15 protein-coding genes are annotated in these 16,858 nt (G+C 72.8%); 10 read left to right on the top strand and 5 right to left on the bottom strand.

Translation table 11 applies throughout. The features are described from left to right. Positions 1 to 16: 16 nt before the first annotated feature. Positions 17 to 616 (top strand): class I SAM-dependent methyltransferase, encoded by a 600-nt coding sequence (locus FB157_RS15650; protein WP_145880064.1) that lies wholly within the window; start codon positions 17 to 19, stop codon positions 614 to 616. A 13-nt stretch (positions 617 to 629) separates the two neighbouring features. Here the strand turns inward: FB157_RS15650 and FB157_RS15645 are convergent, their stop codons facing one another. Then, positions 630 to 1,385: an alpha/beta fold hydrolase gene (locus FB157_RS15645; RefSeq protein WP_145880062.1), complete on the bottom strand. Its 756-nt coding sequence runs from the start codon at positions 1,383 to 1,385 to the stop codon at positions 630 to 632. A 118-nt stretch (positions 1,386 to 1,503) separates the two neighbouring features. On the opposite strand from FB157_RS15645, the gene FB157_RS15640 reads away from it, so the two are divergent. After that, the gene (locus FB157_RS15640; RefSeq protein WP_145880059.1) at positions 1,504 to 2,037 is read left to right on the top strand and encodes a PadR family transcriptional regulator; all 534 of its coding nucleotides are present in this window, start codon (positions 1,504 to 1,506) and stop codon (positions 2,035 to 2,037) included. On the opposite strand, the gene FB157_RS15635 is transcribed toward FB157_RS15640, so the two are convergent. Then, positions 2,014 to 2,919 (bottom strand): oxygenase MpaB family protein, encoded by a 906-nt coding sequence (locus FB157_RS15635; RefSeq protein WP_145880057.1) that lies wholly within the window; start codon positions 2,917 to 2,919, stop codon positions 2,014 to 2,016. The genes FB157_RS15640 and FB157_RS15635 overlap by 24 nt on opposite strands. A gap of 98 nt (positions 2,920 to 3,017) precedes the next feature. Here FB157_RS15635 and FB157_RS15630 point away from each other — a divergent pair, with 98 nt between their 5' ends. Both FB157_RS15630 and FB157_RS15625 read left to right on the top strand, forming a co-directional pair. Continuing rightward, positions 3,018 to 3,314 carry a hypothetical protein gene (locus tag FB157_RS15630; protein ID WP_145880055.1) on the top strand — a complete coding sequence of 99 codons (297 nt, stop codon included), beginning with the start codon at positions 3,018 to 3,020 and terminating at the stop codon, positions 3,312 to 3,314. Positions 3,315 to 3,453: 139 nt separating this feature from the next. Then, positions 3,454 to 4,296: a hypothetical protein gene (locus FB157_RS15625; RefSeq protein WP_145880053.1), complete on the top strand. Its 843-nt coding sequence runs from the start codon at positions 3,454 to 3,456 to the stop codon at positions 4,294 to 4,296. 100 nt (positions 4,297 to 4,396) lie between these two features. Here the strand turns inward: FB157_RS15625 and FB157_RS15620 are convergent, their stop codons facing one another. Continuing rightward, the gene (locus FB157_RS15620) at positions 4,397 to 4,579 is read right to left on the bottom strand and encodes a hypothetical protein (protein WP_145880051.1); all 183 of its coding nucleotides are present in this window, start codon (positions 4,577 to 4,579) and stop codon (positions 4,397 to 4,399) included. A 209-nt stretch (positions 4,580 to 4,788) separates the two neighbouring features. On the opposite strand from FB157_RS15620, the gene FB157_RS15615 reads away from it, so the two are divergent. From FB157_RS15615 to FB157_RS15605, 3 genes are all read left to right on the top strand, one after another. Next, entirely contained in the window at positions 4,789 to 7,641 is a 2,853-nt protein-coding gene (locus FB157_RS15615) for a DEAD/DEAH box helicase (RefSeq protein ID WP_145880049.1), read from the top strand. Further along, positions 7,638 to 8,921, top strand: coding sequence for an SWF or SNF family helicase (locus FB157_RS15610; protein ID WP_145880047.1), 1,284 nt, complete (start codon positions 7,638 to 7,640; stop codon positions 8,919 to 8,921). Before FB157_RS15615 ends, FB157_RS15610 begins: the two co-directional genes overlap by 4 nt. Positions 8,922 to 9,051: 130 nt before the next feature. Beyond that, complete coding sequence (locus FB157_RS15605; protein ID WP_145880045.1) at positions 9,052 to 10,392, top strand: esterase-like activity of phytase family protein; 1,341 nt, start codon at positions 9,052 to 9,054, stop codon at positions 10,390 to 10,392. A gap of 9 nt (positions 10,393 to 10,401) precedes the next feature. Here FB157_RS15605 and FB157_RS15600 read toward each other — a convergent pair whose 3' ends face one another. Next, entirely contained in the window at positions 10,402 to 10,674 is a 273-nt protein-coding gene (locus FB157_RS15600) for a hypothetical protein (protein ID WP_261386330.1), read from the bottom strand. A 332-nt stretch (positions 10,675 to 11,006) separates the two neighbouring features. Beyond that, positions 11,007 to 12,173, bottom strand: coding sequence for a xylose isomerase (gene xylA, locus FB157_RS15595; RefSeq protein WP_145880041.1), 1,167 nt, complete (start codon positions 12,171 to 12,173; stop codon positions 11,007 to 11,009). Between the two features lie 206 nt (positions 12,174 to 12,379). On the opposite strand from xylA, the gene xylB reads away from it, so the two are divergent. From xylB to FB157_RS15580, 3 genes are all read left to right on the top strand, one after another. Beyond that, entirely contained in the window at positions 12,380 to 13,825 is a 1,446-nt protein-coding gene (gene xylB / locus FB157_RS15590; RefSeq protein ID WP_145880039.1) for a xylulokinase, read from the top strand. Between the two features lie 57 nt (positions 13,826 to 13,882). Continuing rightward, entirely contained in the window at positions 13,883 to 15,091 is a 1,209-nt protein-coding gene (locus tag FB157_RS15585) for an ROK family transcriptional regulator (RefSeq protein WP_145880037.1), read from the top strand. Between the two features lie 249 nt (positions 15,092 to 15,340). Beyond that, positions 15,341 to 16,825, top strand: coding sequence for an APC family permease (locus FB157_RS15580; RefSeq protein ID WP_145880035.1), 1,485 nt, complete (start codon positions 15,341 to 15,343; stop codon positions 16,823 to 16,825). The last annotated feature ends 33 nt before the right edge of the window (positions 16,826 to 16,858 follow it).

Below are 16,858 nucleotides of genomic sequence, written 5' to 3'. Positions count from 1 at the left end.
AGGAATCATGCGGGGCATGAGCGACGACCACACGCATGTCCAGGAGTTCTTCACCGCCCGCGCCGCCGACTGGGACAGCAGGTTCCCCGACGACGGTCCCGCCTACGCGGCCGCCGTGGCGAACCTCGACCTGCGCCAGGGTGACCGCGTGCTCGACGCCGGTTGCGGCACCGGACGCGCCCTTGCGCCCTTGCGTGCCGCCGTGGGGCCGTCCGGAGTGGTGGCCGGGGTCGATCTGACCCCTGCGATGCTCCACGCCGCCGCGCGGGCCGGGCGGCACCACGTGGGGCGGCTGCTGCTCGCGGACGTCGCCGCCCTGCCCCTGCGGTCGGGTTCGATGGACGCCGTGTTCGCGGCGGGCCTGATCGCACACCTGCCCAAGCCCTCCGAGAACCTGCGGGAGCTGGTCCGCGTGGTGCGGCCGGGCGGCGTGCTCGCACTGTTCCATCCCATCGGCCGGGCGGCCCTGGCGGCGCGTCAGGGGCGGCAGATCACCCCCGACGACCTGCGGGCCGAGGACAATCTCGGCCCCCTCCTGGCCCGCTCGGGATGGCGCATGACGTCGTATGTCGACGAGGACGCCCGTTTCCTCGCCCTGGCGGTGCGCGAGGACTGACGGCCGGGGCGGATCAGATCCGCCCCGCCACGGTGGCGACGAAGGCCTCCGGGTTGTCGAACATGATGTTGTGCCCGGCGCCGGGCACCGTCACCACGCGGACCCCGGCGGCTTCCAGGTCCTGCCTGCCCGGGAGTTCACCGCTGTGCTCGCCCTGAAGATAGACGCGGTCGATCGCCAGCCCTTCCAGCAGGGTGCGCATCACGGGGTCCGAGCCGCGCCGCAGGCCGACCGCACTGCGGTGCAGCGCACGCGGATCGGCCAGCCGCATCGTGGCCGCCCACAGCGGCCCCACGGCGTCCAGCACGCGTGCGTACTGCTCCTCGACGAACTCGTCCTCCCCGTATGCGGCGATGCCGCTGCTCGCCGCCGTCTGCGGCGGGAAGGCGTCCAGATTGGCCTCCGTGAGGACCAGCCGGGAGACGAGGCCGGGCCGCCGGTGCGCGAGCACGATGGCGACAGCACCGCCCATGCTGTGCGCGATCAACTCGGCACCGGTGACGCCGGCCTGGTCCAGTGCGGCCGCGACGGCGTCGGCGTTCTCCTCGAGCGTGTAGCCGAAATGCCCGGGCCGGTCGCTGACGCCGTGCCCGGGAAGATCCACGAACAGGCTGCGCCTGCCGACGAGTTCGGGGCTCGCCGCGATGTGCGCGTGGTACACGGAGGAAACCGATCCGAGTCCGTGCAGATACACGCGCGCGGGTTCCTCACCGGGTACCTCCGTCCATCGGATCCGGCTCCCCCTGCCGTCGAATTCGGCCTGCTTCACGGTGCCCCTCCCTGATGCCTGCGACGACTTGCACCTAAGATATACCTCGATGCCGATGTATAGCGCCAACGCAATATTGAGGGCTCGCTGTACAGCGGGTGTACGAGAGAATGCGGGCATGCTGGAACTCGCCATCCTCGGATTCCTGTACGACTCCCCGCTGCACGGCTACGTCCTGCGCAAGCACATCGCCGCGCTCACCGGGCATGTGCGGCCCGTCGCCGAGAGCACGCTCTACCCGGCGATCAAACGACTGGAGAAGGCGGGCCTGCTGGCACGGGCCACCGAGCCCGGTGCCGTGGCCGCGCCCCGTCATGTACTGACGCTCACCGAGGAGGGCAGGCAGGACCTGCGCCGCCGCCTCGCCGATCCCGGGCAGCGCGAGATCACCGACGAGAACCACTGGTTCACGCTGCTCGCGTTCCTGCGTCACCTGGACGACCCGGCAGCCCAGGCGGTCGTGCTACGGCGCCGACTGTCCTTCCTGGAGGAACCGGCGAGCTTCTTCTACGACGGCGACCGGCCGCTGGCCGCCGAGGAACTGGACGACCCGTTCCGGCGCGGGGTGCTCAAGATCGCGCGTGCCACGAGCCGCGCCGAACTCGCCTGGCTGCGCGAGACCCTCGCCTCACTGGAGACCGTCGGCCGCTGAGGTGTCCAGGTGCCGCACCGGGCAGCCACCCACGCCTGGGACCGGACGGGTGCCCAGGTCGGCCGTCCGGTAGCCGTTCGGATAACCCTTGATCTCCCGGTTCTGCCGCGCGAAGTGCGGCGTGCGGCGCGGCGGCAACAGCCGGACCAGCCGGCCACGTGTGCGCACCGCGCGACGCACGAGCGAGGATGTGGACGCGCTCGGCGACCGGTAGTGGAAGGCGCGCAGCAGCGGCTCGTCGAGCAGAGCGAGGGTGGCCGTGCGCAGCAGCGGTGCCAGCGGGCGCGGGTACCAGGACGCCATCAGGTCGAGCGTGGCGTCGGAGACCCGCCGGCCCTGCGCGTCCCAGGCGAAGTGCGCCTCTTCGTAGGAGTCGAGGAGCGCTTCGAACTCCTCGTAGGTCTCGGGGATGCCGGGGATGCCCATGTGCCGGCCGAGGGTGCGGTAGTACTCGGTGGTGGCGACGACCTCGTGCCGGGACAGGCGACGCCAGCCGTAGGTGTCGATCCAGCGCCTGGGCACCACCACGAAGGTGGACAGCACGTAGCGCATGTCGTCGTCGCTGATGTCGTAGCTGCGGTGCATCTGGTTGATGCGGCGGATCGCGGTACGGCCCTCGTCGGCGGTGAAACCGTGCTCCACCACGGCGTCGAGGAGAAGCACGGTGTCGTCGTAACGCTTCTGGGTGCGCTCGGTCAGCTCCGCGGTCTGCGCCAGCAGCCGCCCGATGCCGGGCACGGCGTAGGTGCGGTAGAGAGCCAGCTCCAGGGCGCGCGTGTAGTCCCAGGGGAATTCGAACGCCACGCTGAGCCGGTAGATCTCAAGAGCGTCCGCCACCGGATCCATGCGACGGATCCGCTCGAGCCGCTCGAAGCGCTTCACCGCGCCGTCCCCCTTCTGTCGCCGAAGCTCCAACTCTACGTTGAACATGAGAAAGTGGGAGATCGGTGACGACCCCGTTCAGGGGGAAGGTGGGGCACGTGTTCGACGTGATACGCAAGTACGCCGCCCGATTTGGTTCCTCCTCGCACGTAGGGGCGGTGGACACACGGGATCGGCGTGCACACAACTTGTTCGAAGCGGCGGCCGCCTATGTGGCGGCCTGCGCGGAGGACGATCAGGACCGGATCGACGAGGCTGCGGCATGGGTGTCTCCCGAGGCGCTGTCGTTCGGGGTGAACGAGCTGGCGTGCCGGGCCGTCATCGCGCTCGCCCGGGAGCGCGACGCGTCGCCCGGGGCGGTGGCCCGCGACCTCCTCGGGCTGCCGGCAGCCTGAAAAGGTGGACCCCGACGGTGGTCATTTCGCCCCCGTCCAGGTGGAAACCTGCAGCTCCGCGTGGTGTGCGGAGTCGTGACAAGCGGCTCCCGCTCGCACTAGGGTGCGCGCCGATGGACGAACCACTGGGGAGGCACGGATGGCCGGGACGGACAATGAGGCCGTCGCCGCCGCGGACGAGGCGCTGTACGTGCTCACGGCGGTGCTGCTGACGCCGGCGCAGTTCCCGAGCGTGCTGGGCGACGACTACCCGGAGGCCTGTGCGGCGCTTGATCTCGCACCGCGCGCCGACGGGTACGGCCTGGTGCTCGGGCAGGACGGCGAGGGTGCCCGCTGGACGGTCGTCATCGACGACGTCTCACTGGTCGCCGTGGCGATCGCGTCCTGGGACTGCGGGATGGAGTACGAGCTGTCGCCGGACGAGCGCACGGTCGTGACGGCCCTGCCGGGCTGGCCCCTGGCGGTCGCCGTCGCCGCGCCCGGTGTGCCCGCGCCGCACGACCCCGGCCCCGAGGTCGTGGAGGGGCCTGCCCTGACCCCGCCGGACACCAGTTCCTGGGGTCCGGCCCAGCGGCGTCTGGGCGCCGACGAGATCGCGCTGCAGTGGGCGGTCTGGCGGGAGCAGATCGGCGATGGCTACGTCCCGTCGTCCGGTGAGCGGCCAGAGACGGAGGAGGCCGGGGCGGACGGCGAGGAGACCGCGCCGAAGGGCGGCCACCAGGGCGTCCGACGGGTGCTCGCGGAGGCGCGTGCCTACGTCGGCTCTCCGCCGCCGCTGGGCCGGGTGCGCTCGTCGTTCGCCCCGGGCGGCGCCCGGACGCTCCGCGCCGACGGCCCCGGATGGTCGATGGTGGCGCGCACCGACGACATCGCGTTCGTCCTGCTCGACGACGAGCCGGGGGAAGTCCTGCCGGTGGGCCGGGGTCCCGAACTGCCCGGACTCCTGGAGGCGCTCGACAAGATGGCCGTGCGGCCCAGCTGACCCCGTGGGGGCCGCTCCCTCAGCGGCGGCACGGCCCCCGGCGGACCCGGAAGCGTCTGCGGCCGCCCCGGCGAACGGACCTGGTCCGTTCGCCGGTCTCTCAGCGGCCGAGCTCCTTGCGTCCGACCCTGCGAAGCCTGCGCCGCTGCGAGGGGTCCAGCGCCAGGTACGCCGCAGCCGGAACCCCCACCACGATGAGGAACGCCAGCCACCAGGGCAGCCATATCAGCAGTATGAGACCGACCGCCACACCCCCTGCGGCGATCTTCGCGTTCTTGGACATGTGCGTCGCCTCCTTCGCGGCCACTGCCGCTCTCTGCTCTGAAAACGGCCCCGCGCTCCCGGCGGTTCCGAAGCTCGACCCTGAGACATCCCTGAGACGCACCCCCTAGTGGTCCAGATCACAGCGTAAGCCTTAGAGGTGCGCTCGCCGCGTGCTGTAGCCTCGGCCGCTCCGACCAAGTAGTCAAATTTGAGGAGTGCGGCGGAACTGTGCAGAGGACTCCCACGGAAGCATCCTCCGACCTGTCCGAACTGGCCCGCTGTCGAACGGTGTTCCTACCGTCCGACCCCGCCCGCTCCGGCCTGACGGCCTTCTGGCAACCGGACGGCGCGGCTCTCCCCGGCCTCCCCCAGGGGTGCGTCTCGGAGCTGGACCTTGTGGTGCCCGCGCCGGACCGGGCCGTCGAGCGGGTACGAGTGCCCGCCCTGCTGCTGCCGGTGCACGCCGCCCTGCCGGTGCTCACGCGCGCGCGTGCGGAGGCGGAGGTCCATCGGGCCACCGCATTCTGGGGCACGGCCGGCTTGCTGGCACTGCACTTCCTGGCGCGCGGCCTGCTCCTGCCCGGTCTCTCCGGCGGCGATCACGACGCCTGGCGGGTGGGGCCGCTGACCGCGGGCGATGCGGAGCTGGTCCGCGAACTCGCCGCGGCCATGCCGCCGGAGGCACACGCCGTGCCACTCTCGGCCGGAGAACACCCCCGGCTGCCCGATCCCGAGCGGCTCCTGCGCGCCTTCCTGGACGCGGTCGCCGACACGCTCCCCCGTTCCCCGGCCGCACCACTCGTCACGGGCGGTGCCGCGTTCGCAGCACCGGAGCCGCAGCATCTGCCGGGCCTGCGCGCGTGGGCCGACGACATCGCCGCGGGCCACGACGCCGGCGTCCGTCTGTCGCTGCGCGTGGAAGCGCCCGGTCTGCGGGACGCCGTCAGCGAGGACGACTCCTCCGTGCGGTTCCGCGCCGTGCTCCAAGTGCACGGCGCGAGCGGGGCGGCGGACGTCGCGGACGCCGCCGGCCTGTGGGCCGGCCCGGGACCCGCGCACGACGCGTTCGGTCCGCGCGCGCGGGCCGACACGCTGCTGGCGCTGCGCCGGGCTGCCCGGGCGTGGCCACCGCTGACACCGCTGCTCTCCGCCTCCGTGCCCGACGTGGTGCACCTCGCGGACGACGAGGTCGCCGAACTTCTGGGTGAGGGCGCCCGAGCGCTGGCCGCCGCGGGAATCGACGTGCACTGGCCGAAGGAGCTGTCGCGCGGCCTGACCGCACACGCGGCCGTCGGCCCGCCGGACGGGGAGGCTTCGGCGCTGCCGTCGTTCCTCTCGGCAGACGCCTCGCTCTCCTTGCGCTGGTGGTTCGCGCTGGGCGGGCGCGAGCTGTCGCGCGAGGAACTGGACCGGCTCGCCGAGGCCAAGCGTCCGCTCGTGCGGCTGCGCGACCGATGGGTGCTGGTCGACCCGGGCGAGGCGGACCGCGCCCGCAACCGGCAGGACCGCCCCGTCGCCCCGGTCGAGGCGCTGGCTGCCGCCCTGACGGGCTCGGCCGAGGCCGACGGCCACCGGGTCGACGTACGGCCCACGGGATGGCTCGCGCAGCTGAGGGAGCGGCTCGCGGATCCGGAGGCGGGGCAGCCCGTCGCCCCACCCGCGGCCCTTGCCGCCACCCTGCGGGACTACCAGTTGCGCGGGCTCGGCTGGCTGGCCCGGACGACGGCGCACGGGCTGGGCTGCTGCCTGGCCGACGACATGGGGCTCGGCAAGACGGTCACGCTGATCGCGCTGCACCTGCACCGGCAGGCGGACACCTCGTCGGCCGGCCCCACCCTCGTCGTCTGCCCGGCCTCCCTGCTCGGCAACTGGCAGCGCGAGATCGAGAAGTTCGCACCCGGTGTCCCGGTGCGCCGGTTCCACGGACCCGGCCGCGGTCTCGGCTCCCTGGCGGACGGTGAGTTCGTCCTCACGACCTACGGCACCATGCGCCTGGACGCCGAACGGCTCGCCGAGGTGTCCTGGGGCATGGTCGTCGCCGACGAGGCGCAGCATGTGAAGAACCCGCATGGGGCGACCGCACGTGCGCTGCGGTCCATAGGCGCACGCTCACGCGTGGCGCTCACGGGTACACCGGTGGAGAACAACCTCACCGAACTGTGGGCGATCCTCGACTGGACGACACCGGGACTGCTCGGCCGCCTCGGCGCCTACCGCGCGCGGTACGCACTGCCGGTCGAGGGCGGCCGGGATCCCGCCGCCGCGGAGCATCTCGCGCGGCTCGTGCGGCCGTTCCTGCTGCGGCGCCGGAAGTCCGACCCCGGCATCGCCCCCGAACTGCCGCCGAAGACCGAGACCGATCACCCGGTGACGCTGACGCAGGAACAGGCGGGTCTGTACGAGGCGCTGGTCCGCGAGACCCTGGAGCAGATCGCGGACGCCGACGACATGGCCCGTCGGGGTCTGATCGTGAAACTGCTGACCGGACTGAAGCAGATCTGCAACCACCCGGCACAGTTCCTCAAGGAGGACGGCCCGAGGCTCGCGGGACGCTCGGGGAAGCTGGAGCTGCTGGACGAACTGCTCGACACCGTCCTCGCGGAGAACTCGGGCGTCCTGGTCTTCACGCAGTACGTGCGGATGGCCCGCCTGCTCGAACAGCACCTGACGGCCCGTGGGGTGCCCTCGCAGCTTCTGCACGGCGGCACCCCTGTCGCCGAGCGCGAGGCGCTCGTGCGCCGCTTCCAGGCGGGCGAGGTGCCGGTGTTCCTGCTCTCGCTGAAGGCCGCGGGAACGGGCCTGAACCTCACACGGGCCGAGCACGTCGTGCACTACGACCGCTGGTGGAACCCGGCGGTCGAGGCACAGGCCACCGACCGCGCGTTCCGCATCGGGCAGACCCGCCCGGTGCAGGTGCACCGGCTGATCGCCGAGGGGACCCTCGAGGACCGCATCGCCGAAATGCTGGGTCGCAAGCGGGACCTGGCGGATGCCGTGCTCGGCGCGGGCGAGGCGGCACTGACGGAGCTGACGGACGCGGAACTGGCCGCACTGGTGGAACTGCGCGGGGAGGCACGATGAACCACTACGCCGATGAGCACGACCTTGGCCCGGAGCGCACGTTCGCCGCGCTGCCGCCCGCGCGCGGACGCGGGTTCACGCGGACCTGGTGGGGCCGCGCCTGGCTGGAGGCGTTGGAGGACGCGACACTGGACTCCGCCGCGGTGAAGGCGGGACGCCGAGTCGCGCGCGGGGGCGGTGTCGGCGCGGTGACGGTACGGCCGGGCCGGGTCACCGCCGTCGTCCGTGATCCGAAGGGCGCGGCGCACCGGGCCGACGTCCTGGTGCCGGCACTTTCCGAAGAACAGTGGGTCGGATTTCTGGACCTGGCCGTGGAGCAGGCGGGACACCTGGCCGCGCTCCTGGACGGGGAACTGCCCTCTCATCTGATCGAGGACGCGGCGGTCAGGGGCATCGATCTCCTGCCGGGGCTGGGCGATCTGGAACCGGAGTGCGACTGTGACGCGTGGGACCACTGCGGGCACACCGCCGCCCTGTGCCATCAGGTGGCGCGTCTGCTGGACGAGGATCCGTTCGTGCTCCTGCTCATGCGGGGACGGGCGCGGAGCACGTTCCTGGAGCAGTTGCATCTGCGGACCGCCGCCTCCCCGGAGGAGTCCGCCGAGGTGGAGGGCGTGGACGCGGCGGAGGCCTGGGCGGCCGCGGACACCCTGCCTGCGCTGCCGGCTCTGCCCGGTCTCCTGGAGGGCCCCGGCGAACCGCCGTCCTTCGGGGCCGGGACGGCTCAGGCGCCGCCCGGGATCGACCCCGTGGCGCTGGAGTACCTGGCCGGACGAACGGCCGTCGCGGCCCACCGGATGCTCGGACAGAGCCTCGGCGCGGGTGGGGAGCCGGTCTGGGGACTGACGGCATCTCAGGACGCCGTACGACTCGCCGAAGGCGCCGCTCCCGGTGCTGTCGCGGAACGGCTCGCCGAAGGCGCGGGGCGGGGCGGCGAGGGGCTGGCCACGGCCCTTCGCGCCTGGTGTTTGGGAGGTGCGGCGGCCCTGGCCGTGCTCGACGAGGAGTGGCCGGTGGCGGGCGCGGCGCTCGCACGCGCGCGTTCGGCCCTGGAGGCGGCCTGGGAGGACGACGAGCGGCCGTCGTTCCGGCCGGTCGGCAACCGCTGGACCGTCCCGGCCGAAGGGGTTCAGCTGCGCCTCGGCCAGGAGGGCCACTGGTGGCCCTACCGCGAGGAGGACGGGCACTGGGTTCCGGCGGGCGGCGCGGACCGGGATCCGGCGACGGCACTGGCCGCGGCGCGGCAATGCCCGGAGGACCAGTTGCAAATGGGTACTTGATGATCCGTCAGTCATCAGCGAGGGCGATCCGACGAGTGGTGGACGCCGCTCGTTCATCCTGAGGTCGTGCGACGTTCCTGCTGGGGTCCAAATCTGGCCGCAGTCAACGAACTTGCCCCCAGGAGGCCCGATGTCCCCGCACTCCACCGGCCGGCGCCGTGTCCACCGATCCGTCGCGACGGGCCTGCCCCTGGCCGTGGCCGCCACCCTCGTGGCCGCGGGGACGGCCACGGCGGCGCCGTCCGGGGACGCCCGTGTCGTCCGCGCGGCGACCCTCGGCGAGATCCCCCTCGGCACGTTCAGCAACGCGCTGCTGCCCGGCAGCGTGGGAGACGACCACGGGGTGAACCTCGGGGGCATAGGCAGCGACATCTACCCGGCCGGCCGCAAGGGCGAGTACTGGACCGTGACCGATCGCGGCCCCAACGGCCAGATCAAGGTCGACGGCAAGAAGCGCCGGACGTTCCCGGTGCCGGGATTCGACCCTGCGATCGTGAAGATCCGGGTGACCGGGGACGAGATCAAGGTGATCGACGCGCTCCCGATCACCACGTCCTCCGGGAAGGCCGTCACCGGGCTGCCCGACCAGAAGAACCGCGACGAGGCGCCGTACACCTATGACGCCGCCACCCCGCTGTCGTACGACCCGAACGGTCTGGACACCGAGGGCATCGTGCGGGCCGGGGACGGGTCCTTCTGGCTCGTGGACGAGTACGGCCCCTCGCTCATCCACGTCTCCGCGCGCGGCGAGGTGCTCACTCGATACGTGCCCGAGGGACTGAACCTCACCGGCGCCGACTACCCGGTGGCGGAGGCGCTGCCGTCCGTCCTGCTGCACCGGAAGATCAACCGCGGTTTCGAGGGACTGGCGCAGCTTCCCTGCGGCGACCTGGTGATAGCCCTGCAGAGCCCGCTCTCGCTGCCCGACACGGCCGCCGGGGAGGCCTCGCGCACGACGCGTCTGCTGCGCTTCTCACCGCGGAAGAAGGCCGTCACCGCGGAGTACGCCTACCGCTTCGACCCGGTGAACGTCGTCGACCCCGGCGAGGACGACACCTCCGAGCTGAAGATCTCCTCGGTGGTGGCCGTCGGCGGTGACCGTCTGCTGGTGGAGGAGCGCACCGACAAGGCGGCCCGGCTGCAGCTGGTCAGGCTGGGGCAGAAGGCCGACATCCTCGGCGGCCCCTGGGACGACGACACGACTTCTCCGTCGCTGGAGCAGCTGGACGACCCGGCCGCGGCAGGCGTGCCGGTGCTCGGCAAGCGGCTCGTCGTCGACCTGGGCAAGGTGAGCGGTGTGCCGGGGAAGATCGAGGGCATCGCGCGCGTGGACCACGACACGCTCGCGCTCATCAACGACAACGACTTCGGGATGACCGACGGAACGGGCGCGTTCGACGCCCGGGGCCGCCTCGTGGACAGCGGGATCAAGACGACCCTGACGTACGTCAGGCTGCCCGAAGGCGTGTGAGAGGCGCTTTCACGGCAGCTCGTCGGTGAGCGAGGGCAGGATCGACTCCAGGTCGCTCGGCAGTGCGCTCGGGAGACCCGAGGGCAGCTCGGTGGGCAGCCGCGAAGGCAGCCGGCTGGGCAGCTCGGTGGGAAGACTGAAGGAGGGCCGGGGCGGCCGGCTGGTGCTCGTGCCGCTCTCCTTCGGCGCCTTCCCGTCCCCCGGGCCGTGCTTCCCGGAGCCCATCAGCACCACGACGAGGACAGTCGCGGCGGCTGCCAGGAGGGCCAGGACGGCGAACATCGGGCCGCGGCTCCGCCGCGAAGGCTCCGGAGGCCATGACCGGTCCGGCTCGCCCGGAGGGGGCGGTCCGAAACCGCCGGACGGAGGCGGGGTGCCGCCCGGCGGTCCGGGCGGGACGGGAGGTACAGGCGGCAGGGACATACCCTCCAGGGTCGCCACCACACGGTCATGAGGCCACCCGCGCGCGGAAGCTGATACCGGCTCATGTCACGGACCGCACGATTCCGCCGCACCCCGTCCGGAGGGTGGACGGCCCCCACCGGAGCCTCGAAGTTCGTCACGCACGCGCGCGTGCGGGCCGCTCGGAGACGGCCCGCTGCGCGTGTGCGCACTCAGCCCCGCGCGCCCAGCAGGTGGTCCATCGCCAGCTGGTCGAGCTGTTCGAAGGCCATACCGCGCGCGGCCGCCGCCTCCACGTCGAAGTCCTCGAAGGCCGTGCGGTCGGCGAGCAGGGCCTGCAGGCCGTCCGCGGCGGTCGGCTGGGCCAGCTGGTCCAGGCGGGAGGCACGCAGCGCGTCCCGGACCTCCGGGTCGGCACGGAAGGCGGCCGAACGCTCCTTCAGGATGAGGTAGTTGCGCATGCAGCCGGCCGCCGACGCCCACACGCCGTCGAGGTCCTCGGTCCGCGGCGGCTTGAAGTCGAAGTGGCGGGGCCCCTCGTAACCGGCGCTCTCCAGGAGGTCCACGAGCCAGAAGGCGGCACGCAGGTCCCCGGCGCCGAACCGCAGGTCCTGGTCGTACTTGATGCCGGACTGCCCGTTGAGGTCGATGTGGAAGAGCTTCCCGGCCCACAGGGCCTGCGCGATGCCGTGCGGGAAGTTGAGCCCGGCCATCTGCTCGTGCCCCACCTCGGGGTTGACGCCGTACAGCTCGGGGCGCTCGAGGCGCTCGATGAAGGCAAGCGCGTGACCGACGGTGGGCAGCAGGATGTCGCCGCGCGGCTCGTTCGGCTTGGGCTCGATGGCGAAGCGGATGTCGTAGCCCTGGGAGGTGACGTACTCACCCAGGAGGTCGAACGCCTCCTTCATCCGGTCGAGAGCCGCGCGCACGTCCTTGGCGGCGCCGGACTCGGCGCCCTCACGGCCGCCCCAGGCGACGTACGTCTCGGCGCCCAGCTCGACGGCGAGATCGATGTTCCGGATCGTCTTGCGCAGCGCGTAGCGGCGGACGTCGCGGTCGTTGGCGGTGAACGCTCCGTCCTTGAAGACGGGGTGCGTGAAGAGGTTCGTGGTGGCCATCGGGACGGTCATGCCGGTGGCGTCCAGGGCCTGGCGGAAGCGCTTGATGTGCGACTCGCGCTCGGTGTCGGTGGCCCCGAAGGGGATCAGGTCGTCGTCGTGGAAGGTCACCCCGTGGGCGCCGAGCCCGGCCAGCCGCTGCACCGTCTCGACCGGGTCAAGGGCGCGGCGGGTGGCGTCGCCGAACGGGTCCCTTCCCTGCCAGCCGACGGTCCACAGGCCGAAGGTGAACCTGTCCTCGGGGGTGGGCTGGTAGCTCATGCCGCGACTCCTTGCTGCGTACGACTATTTCGTCATGGCCATTTACAAATTAGTATGCCGACGCACCTATGGGAAGAGACAAGGTGTGTCTTCGGCGACAAGGTGTCTTCGACGATGTCGTCGACCCGTGTCGTCGACCGATGTCGTTGACAGAAGTCTTGCCAGCTCACAGCACATCCCGCACAGCCGCGGAAGAGGAGAACCCGATGTCAGCAGCCGAGGGTCCGCTCGTCGTCGGCGTGGACACATCCACCCAGTCCACGAAGGCGCTGGTCGTCGACGCGGTCACCGGGGAGGTCGTGGCGAGCGGCCAGGCGCCGCACACCGTGTCCTCCGGTGCGGGCCGGGAGAGTGATCCGCGCCAGTGGTGGAACGCCCTGTGCGAGGCGCTGCGCCAGTGCGGCGAGCCCGCGCACGAGGCGGCCGCGGTGTCCGTGGGTGGCCAGCAGCACGGCCTGGTCACCCTGGACGAGCGGGGCGAACCGGTACGTCCGGCGCTGCTCTGGAACGACGTCCGCTCGGCGCCGCAGGCCCGCAGGCTCGTCGAGGAGCTGGGCGGCCCGAAGGGCTGGGCGGAACGCACCGGCAGCGTGCCCGGAGCGTCGTTCACGGTCACGAAGTGGGCGTGGCTGGCCGAGCACGAGCCGGAGGCGGTCCGTGCCACCAGGGCGGTGCGGCTCCCCCACGACTACCTCACCGAGCGCATGACCGGGCAGGGCACGACGGACCGCGGGGACGCCTCCGGCACCGGCTGGTGGGCGTCCGGGACGGGGGCGTACGACGAGGAGACGCTGGCGCACGTGGGCCTCGACCCGGCGCTGCTGCCCCGGGTGGTGCGGCCCGGCGAGGTCGCGGGCACCGTGCGCGAGCACCACGACCTGCCGTTCTCCAAGGGCACCCTGGTGGCGCCGGGCACCGGTGACAACGCGGCCGCGGCACTGGGTCTCGGCCTGCGGCCGGGCACGCCGGTGCTGAGCCTCGGCACGTCTGGCACCGTGTACGCCGTCTCCAAGCACCGCCCCACCGATCCGACGGGCATCGTGGCGGGCTTCGCGGACGCGCACGGCGACTGGCTGCCACTGGCCTGCACCCTGAACTGCACCCTCGCGGTGGACCGCCTCGCGGCGCTGCTGGGCCTGGACCGGGAGGCCGTCGAGCCCGGCACCTCCGTCACCCTGCTGCCGTACCTGGACGGCGAGCGCACTCCGAACCTGCCGAACGCCTCCGGCCTGCTGCACGGGCTGCGGCACGACACCACCGCCGGCCAGCTGCTGCAGGCGGCCTACGACGGCGCGGTGCACGCGCTGCTCGGCGCGCTCGACCTGGTCCTCGATCAGGACGCGGACCGCACCACCCCGCTCATGCTGATCGGCGGCGGAGCCCGGGGCACGGCCTGGCAGCAGACGGTGCGGCGGCTGTCGGGGCGGCCGGTCCAGGTCCCGGAGGCCAGGGAGCTGGTCGCCCTCGGGGCCGCGGCGCAGGCCGCGGGCCTGCTGACCGGCGAGGACCCGGGTGCGGTGGCCCGCCGCTGGAACACGGCCGCGGGCCCGGTGCTGGACGCGGTGGAGCGGGACGAGGAGACGCTGGCCCGGATCAGCGGGGTACTCTCCGACGCGGCCCCACTGCTGGAGCGGGGCCCGGAATCCCGCTGAGCCCAGCCGCCCCGGCCGGGCTGAGCCCGGCCGCAGACACCGAGGATTGACCAGGGCATGACCGCATCGCCGCACGAGGGCCGTCCGCCCGGTACCGGACGTTCTCTGCCGGACACCCAGCAGGGCATGCGCCGGCGCAACCTCGCCCGGGTGATGCACGCCGTCAGCGCGCAGGGCCCACTGTCGCGGGCCGCGGTCGCCTCGCACATCGGCCTGACGCGGGCAGCGGTGTCGACGCTCGTGGACGAGCTGATCCGCTGGGGGCTGCTGGAGGAACTGGGCCCGGAACGGCCGGGCCGGGTGGGCCGCCCCGGATCCGCGCTCGCGGTGAGCGGGCACGGTCCCGCCGGCATCGGGGCCGAGATCGGCGTCGATCACCTCGCGGTGTGCGCGGTCGACCTGCGCGGCGCGGTGCGCGCCCGGGCCGTGCGGCACGGTGCGAACCGGGGCCGCGCCCCGGGGCCGGTGGCCGAGGAGCTGACGGCGCTGGTCCGCCGGGTCGTGGCCGAGACGGAGCGGGAGGGGCTGTGGCCCGCTGGTCTCGCCGTCGCCGTGCCGGGACTGGTGGCGCGGGACGGCCGTACGGTCGTGCGCGCCCCGAACCTCGAGTGGAACGACACGGACCTCGGCCCGCTGCTGCCCGGCGACCTGCCCGTGACCGTGGACAACGAGGCCAACTTCGGTGCTCTGGCCGAGTTGTGGCTCGGCGCCGGCGCCCCTCGCGACTTCCTGCACGTGTCGGCAGAGATCGGCATCGGCGCCGCGGTCGTCGTGGACGGACAGCTGCTGCGCGGCACGCGGGGGTTCGCGGGCGAGCTGGGGCATGTGCCCGTCCGCCCGGACGGACCCGCGTGCCCGTGCGGCGGGCGTGGGTGCCTGGAGCAGTACGCCGGTGAGGAGGCCGTGCTGCGCGCGGCCGGGCTGGAGCCGAAGCAGGACCTGGTCGGCCTGCTCGCGGGACGGGCCGAGGAAGGCGACGAGACCGTACGGCGGGCGCTGCGGGACGCCGGCACGGCGCTCGGCATCGCCCTGACCGGTGCGGTCAATCTGCTCGACCCCGAGACGGTCGTCCTCGGCGGGTCCCTCGCCGGCCTCTCCCCCTGGCTGCTGCCGTCGCTGGAGGCCGAGCTGACGGACCGTACGGCGGGACCGGCCTGCCCGGTGTCGGTGTCCGGACTGGGTCCCGAGGGCCCGCTCCTGGGCGCGGCGCACTCGGTCGTCCGGGCCGTTCTCGACGATCCGGCGGCGGTGGCCGAGCGGCCCTGACGGCCCGCTGACGACTGGGCTCGAATGGCCGGGTGACGACCGGCTCTCACTCGATCGGGTGGCCGAGTTGTCCACAGTCCGCCGGTCGTCCACGGAACCGAGTCGCACCCTTCTGCCCAACTCCCCCGCGCCGTACCGTGATTCACGCGAGGCGCAGCCGTCCTTCCTGTCCGTCCGGCGGAGCGCTCGTGGGACGAGGGGATGCACACGCCTCGGGTGGAATCCGGCTGACAGGGATCGGGGGGAGACATGCACGCGGAGACGACCGGGACGCTGCGGCGGGACGCCATCGGGCTGCGCGAGGTCCTGTTCCAGAGCATCACGGCGATGGCGCCGGCGGCCGCCGTGGCCGCCTCGATCCCCGCGGGCGCAGCCTTCGCCGGCGGCAGTCTGCCGCTGGCCGTGCTGATCGCCCTGGTGGCCTGCCTGTTCACCGCGTCCTGCGTGGCCGAGCTGGCACGGGAGCTGCCCGCGGCAGGTTCGGTGGCCACCTACGCGGCGCGCGGGCTGCGCCCCGCCGTCGGCTTCCTCGTCGGCTGGGGTTACGTGTTCGTGGAGACGCTGGTCCCTCCGCTGCTCCTCCTGCAGCTCGGTTTCACCACGGCGGGCACGCTGCACGAGGAGTGGTCCTCGTATCCGGCGGACCTGTGGTGGCCGTGGTCGGTGGCCGGCGCCGCCGTGATCGCCGTCGCCGGCTACGTCGGCGTCCGCGCCTCGGCCCGCTTCGGCACCGTCCTCGGGATCTTCGAAATCCTGGTCTTCCTGGTGTTCGCGGTCTGGCTCGTGGGCAGGGCGGGCGATGCCAACACCCTCTCGGTCTTCGGCACGTCACACACCGCGCACGGGTACACCGGGGTCGGCGGAGTCTTCGCCGGGTCCGTGTACACGGTCCTCGCGTTCGCCGGGTTCGAGGCCGCGGCGCCGCTCGCCGAGGAGACGCGCGACCCGCGCCGGACCATGCACCGCGCGGTCCTCGGAGCGGCCCTGGGCATCGGACTGTTCTACGTGGTCACGACCTACGCGATGACCGTCTACTTCGGTCCGGACCGCTTCGCGAGGTTCGGCGCGTCGGGAACCGCCTCCTGGGACGGAGTGGCCCGGGCCTCGTTCGGTCTCTTCTGGGTGCTGGTGTTCCTCGCGGTGGTCAACTCGACGATCGCCAACGCCAACGCGTGCGCCAACGTCTCGACCCGTACGGCCTTCGCCCTGGCCCGCATCCGGGTCCTGCCCCATGTGCTCGCCACGCTCCATCCGCGGCATCGCTCCCCCGTGGTGGGCATCGCGGTGCAGACCGTCGTCGCGGTCGGCGCCGTACTGGGACTCGGCCTCGCCTACGACCCGGTGACCGCGTTCCTGCTTCTCGCCACGGTGATCGTCACGGTCGTCGTCGGCGTCTACATCGTCGTGAACCTCGCCTGTGCGGGCTACTTCCTGCGCCGCCGCCGCGAGGCGTTCAAGCCGGTGAGGCATCTGCTCTTCCCGCTGCTGGGCATCGCCGCGTTCGTCCCGGCGCTGCTGACGGCCGCGGGAATCCCGGCGTTCGACTTCGTGACCGAACTCTCGGCGCCGGTCTCGTACGCGGGCCCGGTGGTCGGCGTCTGGATGGCGACCGGCGTGGTGGTGCTGCTGGTGCTGATACGGCGTCACCCCGGGCGAATTGCCGAGACCGCTCGGGTGCACGCCGAGGAACCCGCCCCGGCCGGCCACCGGCAGGACGGAGCAGTGCCTCGCTGACCGTTCCGGCGAGCCGCCCCGCCGGGAGGCCGA

This window comes from Streptomyces sp. BK340 (genome assembly GCF_007827595.1).
GTDB lineage: Bacteria > Actinomycetota > Actinomycetes > Streptomycetales > Streptomycetaceae > Streptomyces.
The sequence above is the reverse complement of the archived record's forward strand: the minus strand, read 5'-3'. Positions and strand labels throughout refer to the sequence as shown.